Here is a 7,140-nt window from a genome sequence, read left to right on the forward strand (position 1 = left end):
CCCTCCTCGCGATCTGGGGGGCGTCGATCGGCGACGACGAGCGCCGAGCGTGGGAGGATCGTCACCTCTCCGAGCCGTTCTACGAGGCGTTCGTCGCGCAGGACCGAGAGTGACGGGTCTCACTCGCGAACGCCCGAAGCCGTCCGACGCTCGCGTCGTGAAAGCCTACTTGTCGATGTAGAACGACTGTACAGGTATCCTACGTATGCCAGCCGATCGCCTCCTCGTTCCCGTCGCCAACCCCGAAACCGCGGACCGACTGCTCGACACGGCGATCGACCTCGCCGCCGACCGCGACCTCGAGATCCTCGTACTCTTGGTCGTCACCGTCCCGATGCAGGTGCCGCTCGGCGAGGCCCGACAACAGTTCGACGTCGACGACCAAGAGGCGCTCGTCGCCGACGCGGTCGAGCGAGCGACGGGGTACGGCGTCTCCGCGTCGGGTCGGGTCCGGTTCGGCCGGAGCGTCGCCGACGGCGTTCGCGGCGTCGCGGTCGACGAGTCCGTCGACGCCATCCTGCTGGGCTGGCGCGGTCGACCCCGTCGCCGCGACGTCGTCCTCGGGAGCTACATCGACGACATCCTCGCCGACGCGCCGTGTGACGTCCTCGTCAAGCGGATCGACCGGGACCGACGCGCCGTCTCGTCGGTGCTCGTTCCCGTGGCCGGCGGCCCCAACACCGAGTTCGCCGCCGAGACCGCGGGGGCGCTGGCCCGCGCCCACGACGCCCGGATCGAACTCGTCACCGTCGTTCCCGACCGCGAGGAAGAAACCGTCGCCGAGGCCCGGGCCCTGCTCAACCGCACGGCGCCCGCGCTGGGGGCCGTCGAGTCGGTCGAACAGACCGTCCTCGAGGGAGCGGTCGTCGAGACGATCGTCGAGCGCTCGAGCGACCACGACGTGACCGTCGTCGGTGCGGCAGAGGGCGGCTTCCTCCGTCGGGCGCTGGTCGGCGACGTCCCCGAGGCGATCGGTCGCGAGGCCGAGGGCGCCGTCATCATGGTCAAGCGGAAACAGGACGTCCCGGAGGCGCTGTGGCGCCGGCTTCGGGATCGGCTTCGGTAATCGCGGACTCGGCTTCGAGGTCGACGCCGGTCAGATCGATGTACCGGAGGTGTTTTGTAGCGATAGCCCCGAGGTGCGGGTAGACGGCACGGCCAGCCGGCTACCTTTCGGCCAGCGTGGTCTCCACGTCCGGTCACCGCTGACTGGCCTACCCCGTCTCTCTACTACTCGAGAGCGACCGCTATCGTCGCTGTGGTCCTCGAGTCGCGCGAATCGAGAGCGCTCGGGATGGCCACGACAGCACTCCGTCCCGAACGGTAGCCTCGACGAGCCGCTGGTTCCCTACCCGTTCAGTCGTGTCTAAACGACCGCTGGCCCGTAAACGCCATCGCGATCCCGTGCTCGTCGGCGGCCTCGATGACGTCGTCGTCGTTGACCGAGCCGCCGGGCTGGATCACGGCCTCGATCCCCGCCTCGGCCGCCTCCTCGATGCCGTCCGGGAACGGGAAAAAGGCGTCCGAGGCCATCACGGCGCCCTCGGCGTCTTTCCCCTCGGCGTGCTCGTCGGCCTTCATCGCCGCGAGCCGGACCGCGTCGACCCGGGAGACCTGTCCCATTCCGACGCCGACCGTCTCGGTGCCCTGCGCGAGGAGGATCCCGTTGGACTTGACGTGTTTCAGCGTCTGCCAGGCGAACACCATCGACTCGAGTTCCTCGTCGGTCGGCTCGCGCTCGGTGACGACCTCGAGGTTGTCGACGGTGATCGACTGCAGGTCTCGCTCCTGGACGAGTCGCCCGCCGACGAGCGGTTTCTCGGTGAACCGGTCCGTTCGCTCGCCCAGCGCTCGCGGCTGCTCGCCGCTCGCATCCGAGGCGCGTAGCGCCTCGCGGCCCACGTCGAGGACCCGCAGGTTCTCCTTCTCGCAGAGCACCTCGAGCGCCTCCTCGCTGTACCCCGGCGCGACGACGACCTCCTTGAACGAGTCGATCACCTGCTCGGCGGTCGCGGCGTCGCACTCCCGGTTCAGCGCGACGATCCCGCCGAAGGCGCTCATCGGATCCGTCGAGAGCGCCCGGTCGTAGGCCTCCACGAGCGAATCGGCAGTCGCACAGCCCGCGGGGTTGGTGTGTTTGATCACCGCGGCCGCGGGCTCGTCGAACTCCTTGATGAGGTTCAGGGCCCCGTCGGCGTCGTTGTAGTTGTTGTACGACAGCGCCTTCGCGCCCTCGTTCAACTGGTCGGCGTGGACGACGCTCGCCTCCTCGCAGGTGTAGTCGGCGTAGACCGCGGCGTCCTGGTGGGGGTTCTCGCCGTACCGGAGGGTACTGAGACGGTCGCTCGAGACGAGGCGTCGCGCGGGGAGCCCGTCGTGGTCCGCGTCGTCCGGGCTCGAGACGTCGGCGTCGACCGAAACCTCACCCGCTTCGAGGTCCACGTCCACCGCACCCTCGGCGAACCACTTCACCGCCCGCGGATACGCCCGGAATTCGCCCTCGTGGAGCACGCGTTCTTTCAACGTCTCCTCGTCGTCGCCCTCGTAGACCGGAACTGGCTCCTGGGTGACGATCGGGCCGGCGTCGATCTCTTCTTCGAGGACCTCGCCCTCGTCGTCGGTCGCGTCGGTGACGACGTGGACCGTACAGCCGGTCACGGAGACGTCGGCCTCGAGGGCGTCGCCCCAGGCGTCGTCGCCGGGAAACGCCGGCAGCAGGGAGGGGTGGACGTTCAGCGTCGTCGGCTGGGCCTCGAGGAAGGTATCCGAGAGGATCCGCATGTAGCCGTCCAGACAGACCAGGTCGAACTCGTGGTCGGACAGCGCCTCGTTGACCGCCCGTTCGTGCTCGCGGCGGTCGACGCCGTCCTCGAGCGGGACGACCTCGGTCGGGATCCCGCGCTCGGCTGCGGCCTCGAGGACCGGTGCCTCCTCGTCGTAGCTGAGGACGACCGCGAGGTCGGCTCCGCCCGGTCGACGGTCGGCGACGTTCAACAGGTTGCGGCCTCGGTTGCCGGCCAGTCCGGCGATTCGGGTCATGGTCGAATCCGCGCCCGCGATCGGCAAAGCCGTTGCGGTCTCGGGCGCCGAGGTATGCACAATCGAGCATGTCTACGGCAGTATTTTGCCTTCGTATACTCGAAGTATGCACGGTTATGGCTCCCCGTTTCGATACGCTTTTGCACCGCGCTGGAAAGGATCGGAACGATGACCGACACCCACGCGCTGTACGCCGTCTCGCCGATCGACGGTCGCTACGCGGGCCGGACCGAACGGCTCTCGCCGTACGCCAGCGAGGCCGCGCTGATGCGGGCTCGGGTTCGCGTCGAGGTCGAGTACCTGATCGCGCTCGCCGACCTGGAGGCGACGCCGCTGGAGCTCTCCCTCGAAGACCGCGAGCACCTGCGCGGGCTGTACAAACACTTCGCCGAGGAGGACGCCCGGCTGATCAAGACCCTCGAGACCGACGGCTACGGCGAGTTCGAGGCGACCAACCACGACGTGAAGGCCGTCGAGTACTTCGTCCGGCACCGCCTGCCCGAGGGTAGCGACGCCGGCCCCTGGATCCACTTCGGGCTGACCAGCGAGGACGTGAACAACCTCGCTCACCGCCTGCTCCTCGCCGAGGCCGTCGACGAGGTGCTGTTGCCGACCCTCTACGACGTCCGGGAGACCCTCGCGGAGATGGCCCGCGAGCACCGCGACCTGCCGATGCTGGCTCGCACCCACGGTCAGCCCGCGACGCCGACGACGTTCGGCAAGGAGATGGCGGTGTACGCGGCCCGGCTCGGTCGCGCGACGGGCCGGATCCGCGCGGCTGCCGACGACCTGAGCGGGAAGCTCGGCGGGGCCTCGGGCACCTACGCGGCCCACGTCGCCGCCTACCCCGACATCGACTGGCCCGCCTTCGCCGAGGCGTTCGTCGAGGACCTCGGCCTCGAGTTCGTCCCGCTGACGACCCAGGTCAACCCCTGCGACGACCTGGCGGCGCTGTTCGACGCCTTTCGGGGCGCGAACGACGTTCTGCTGGATCTCGACCTGGATATGTGGCTCTACGTCTCCGATCGCTACCTCGGCCAGGAGGCCGTCGCGGGCGAGACGGGCTCCTCGACGATGCCCCACAAGGTCAACCCGATCGACTTCGAGAACAGCGAGGGCAACCTCTCGAAGGCCAACTCGGATCTGACCTTCCTCGCCGACTACGTCACGACCTCGCGGCTCCAGCGGGACCTCTCGGACTCGACGGTCAAACGGAACATGGGCGCCGCCCTCGCTCACTGCCTGATCGGCTACGAGAAGACGGCCGCGGGCCTCGAGAAGGTCGTTCCCAACGAGCACGTGATGCGCGACGACCTCGAGTCGACCCCGGAGATCATCGGCGAGGCCGTCCAGACGATCCTCCGTCGAGAGGGCCAGGAGGACGCCTACGAGCGCGTCAAGGAGCTTACGCGCGGGCGGACAGTCACGCTCGAGGACTTCCACGAGCTGTTCGCCGACCTCGAGGTCGACGACGAGGTCCGCGCGGAGCTGCGGGGGCTGACGCCGACGGGCTACGTCGGGGTCGCAAGCGAGCTGGTCGACGACGGAGAGTAGCGGACGGCCGGCAGCACCGATCAGTACTGTCTTGAGCGCCCGTCGCTAACGGGCAGCCATGATCGAGTATCTCTTTCCGGAGATCGCCACGATCCTGCTGTTTCTGATCGGGATCGTCTGTATGATCATCCTGCTGTACATCTCGACCCAGTGGTGAGACGCGACGCGCGTCACCGTTCGCGTTCGCCGTCGGCGAACTCGATTCCGGAGAGTTCGAACCGGGCCCCGCCGTCGTCGCCGTCGGTTACGGCAACCTCCCAGCCGTGTGCCTCACAGATCCGCTCGACGATTCCGAGTCCGAACCCGGTTCCGTCCTGGAACTCGGAGTAACCGGTCTCGAAGACCGCCTCGCGGTTCGCCGCCGGAATCCCGGGTCCGTCGTCTTCCACGTAGATCCCGTCGTCCAGATCGCCGACCCTGACGGTCACGTCCGGCCCGGCGTGTTCGACCGCGTTGCGGACGAGGTTCTCGAGGAGTCGCTGGAACCGGCTCGGATCGGCGACGATCGAGCGCTCCGTCTCGACCTCGAGGTCGGCCTCGGCGGTCTCGACGTGACACCAGCAGTCGGCGACGGCCGCGGCGACGTCGACGGGTTCGGTCTCGAGAACGGACCGTCCCTCCCGGGCCAGCGCCAGGAGGTCGTCGATCAGCGCCTCCATTCGGCCGTGGGCCCGCGCGACGTCCTCGAGGTTGTCGTCGTCGCAGGTCTCGCGAGCGAGGTCGAGCCGACCCGCGGCCACGTTCAGGGGGTTTCGCAGGTCGTGGGAGACGATACTGGCGAACTCCTCGAGGCGTTCGTTCTGGCGCTCGAGGGCGGACTCGCGCTCGATTCGCTCGATCGCGCTCGCAGCGTGGCTGACGAGGAGTTCGGCGAACTCGACGTCCTGGGCGTCGAACGCCGCCGGCTCGGTGCTCGCCGCCTGAAAGACGCCGCGTTCGCCGACCGCGACGCTGAATCCGGATCGGTAGCACTCCTTCGCGGGGTCGGCGTCGCCGTCGTCGCTCACTTCGTCGACTCGGTGTGAGTTGCCGGTTCGAAACGTCTTGCCGGCCAGTCCCTGATCGAGGCGCATCGGTCGGCTCCCGCCCGACGGTGCCTCCGCCGAGGTCGCCCGCGGAACCAGCCACTCGCCCTCACACAGCAGCAGCGAACAGAGGTCGAACTCGAGGACGTCGGCCGCCGCGTCGACGGTCCGTTCGCAGACGCCGTCGACGGACTCCTCGTTTTGAATCGTCGTCGCGATCCCGTGGAGCGACTCGAGGACGGTCCGGCGACGCGTCCGCTCGGCGACCTCCCGCCCGACGCCGACGAGGCCGACCAGTTCCCCGCCCGGAGCGGTCAGCCGCGACCCGGTAAACTCGTAGGGGATTCGCTCGCCGTCGGCCGTGAGCAGCGCCGACTCGACGGTCTCGGGTTCGCCGTTCAGGACGTTCTCGATCGATCCCGTTATCGGCTCCCGCTCGTCGGCCGGAACGAACTCGAGGACGTCCATCTCGGCGATTTCGTCGTCGGTGTAGCCGGTCACCTCCGGGAGACGTTGGTTCCAGCGCCGGAGTCGCCGGTCCGTTCCGATCACGTAGAAGACGTCGTCGAGCACGTCGAGTCCCTGCTCGACGAACTCGCGCTCGTGCTCGAGGTCGCGCTCCCGCCGCTTGCGGTCCGTGACGTCCTGTTGGATCCCGACGAAGTTCGTCACCTCAGCGCCGTCGGACAGCGGTGCGATCGTCACCCGATTCCAGAACGGATCGCCGTTCTTCCGGTAGTTCAGCAGTTCCACGGTGACCGATTCGCCCGCGTCGATCGCCGCCCGCATCTGCCCGACCGGTTCCGGGTCGGTTCGTTCCCCCTGGAGGAACCGACAGTTCCGGCCGAGGATCTCCTCCCGAGCGTAGCCCGTGAGTCGAACGAACCCCTCGTTTACGTACGTGATCGGGTTGTCCGTCCGATCGGGATCGGTGATGAGAATCCCCACCGGCGCCTCGTCCAACGCCTGCTCGCGCAGCGACAGCGCCTCGCGAACCGCCTCGTCGTCGAATCTGTCGACGATCCCACCCGCTGCCTTCTCCGCAGTCATTAGCTGGTGTGCCCTTTCACGTCAATCACGAATAGTGTTATCGCTCGGATTCGAATCGCCGACCGGTCGAAGTTATCGGTAATTCCGTAAAGCCATCGCGATCGAGCGCGCACGCAGTTCGCCGTCCGACCGATCGGAGCGAGACGATCACGAGAGCAGCGACTCGAGCGCCTCCGTGACGGCGTCGGCTGCGGCCTCGACCGCCGGGAGCCGAACGTACTCGCGTTCGGCGTGAGCGACGGGCCCCTCCGCGTCGGCCAGCGCACCCGGCCCGAAGACGACCGTCGGCGCGTCGGTCGCGAAGAACGATGCCTCCGTCGCCGCGCCGAACGGGCGGATTTCGCCCCCGCTCGCGGCCTCGAGCGCGCCCACCAGCGGCTCGTCCTCGTCGGTGACGAACGGGTCCGGAAACGGCGTGTCGGGCCGGATCAGTTCGACCGACACCGAGAGGTCGTCGGGGACGCGCGCCTCG

The 7,140-nt window shown here is 68.4% G+C and carries 5 protein-coding genes; 2 read left to right on the top strand and 3 right to left on the bottom strand.

From position 1 onward, the window contains the following. Positions 1–205: 205 nt before the first annotated feature. A complete protein-coding gene (locus ACNA7R_RS18335; RefSeq protein ID WP_416284962.1) occupies positions 206–1,066 on the top strand; it encodes a universal stress protein in 861 nt (286 codons plus the stop codon). Between the two features lie 290 nt (positions 1,067–1,356). Here the strand turns inward: ACNA7R_RS18335 and purH are convergent, their stop codons facing one another. After that, positions 1,357–3,039 carry a bifunctional phosphoribosylaminoimidazolecarboxamide formyltransferase/IMP cyclohydrolase gene (purH, locus tag ACNA7R_RS18340; RefSeq protein WP_416284963.1) on the bottom strand — a complete coding sequence of 561 codons (1,683 nt, stop codon included), beginning with the start codon at positions 3,037–3,039 and terminating at the stop codon, positions 1,357–1,359. Between the two features lie 168 nt (positions 3,040–3,207). On the opposite strand from purH, the gene purB reads away from it, so the two are divergent. Then, complete coding sequence (purB, locus tag ACNA7R_RS18345; RefSeq protein WP_416284964.1) at positions 3,208–4,593, top strand: adenylosuccinate lyase; 1,386 nt, start codon at positions 3,208–3,210, stop codon at positions 4,591–4,593. Between the two features lie 170 nt (positions 4,594–4,763). On the opposite strand, the gene ACNA7R_RS18350 is transcribed toward purB, so the two are convergent. Both ACNA7R_RS18350 and ACNA7R_RS18355 read right to left on the bottom strand, forming a co-directional pair. Continuing rightward, a complete protein-coding gene (locus ACNA7R_RS18350; protein ID WP_416284965.1) occupies positions 4,764–6,668 on the bottom strand; it encodes a PAS domain S-box protein in 1,905 nt (634 codons plus the stop codon). 147 nt (positions 6,669–6,815) lie between these two features. Further along, positions 6,816–7,140, bottom strand: a 325-nt coding sequence (locus ACNA7R_RS18355; RefSeq protein ID WP_416284966.1) for a M20/M25/M40 family metallo-hydrolase, incomplete at its 5' end; no start/stop codon positions are given.

The sequence above is a fragment of the Natronococcus sp. genome (genome assembly GCF_047921035.1).
In the GTDB taxonomy this organism is placed as follows: Archaea; Halobacteriota; Halobacteria; order Halobacteriales; family Natrialbaceae; genus Natronococcus.

What these genes read in the sequence shown, in the direction of transcription:
- ACNA7R_RS18350 (WP_416284965.1), bottom strand. Translation starts at nt 6,668, where the DNA reads ATGACTGCGGAGAAGGCAGCGGGTGGGATCGTCGACAGATTCGACGAC.
- purB (WP_416284964.1), top strand. Translation starts at nt 3,208, where the DNA reads ATGACCGACACCCACGCGCTGTACGCCGTCTCGCCGATCGACGGTCGC.
- purH (WP_416284963.1), bottom strand. Translation starts at nt 3,039, where the DNA reads ATGACCCGAATCGCCGGACTGGCCGGCAACCGAGGCCGCAACCTGTTG.
- ACNA7R_RS18335 (WP_416284962.1), top strand. Translation starts at nt 206, where the DNA reads ATGCCAGCCGATCGCCTCCTCGTTCCCGTCGCCAACCCCGAAACCGCG.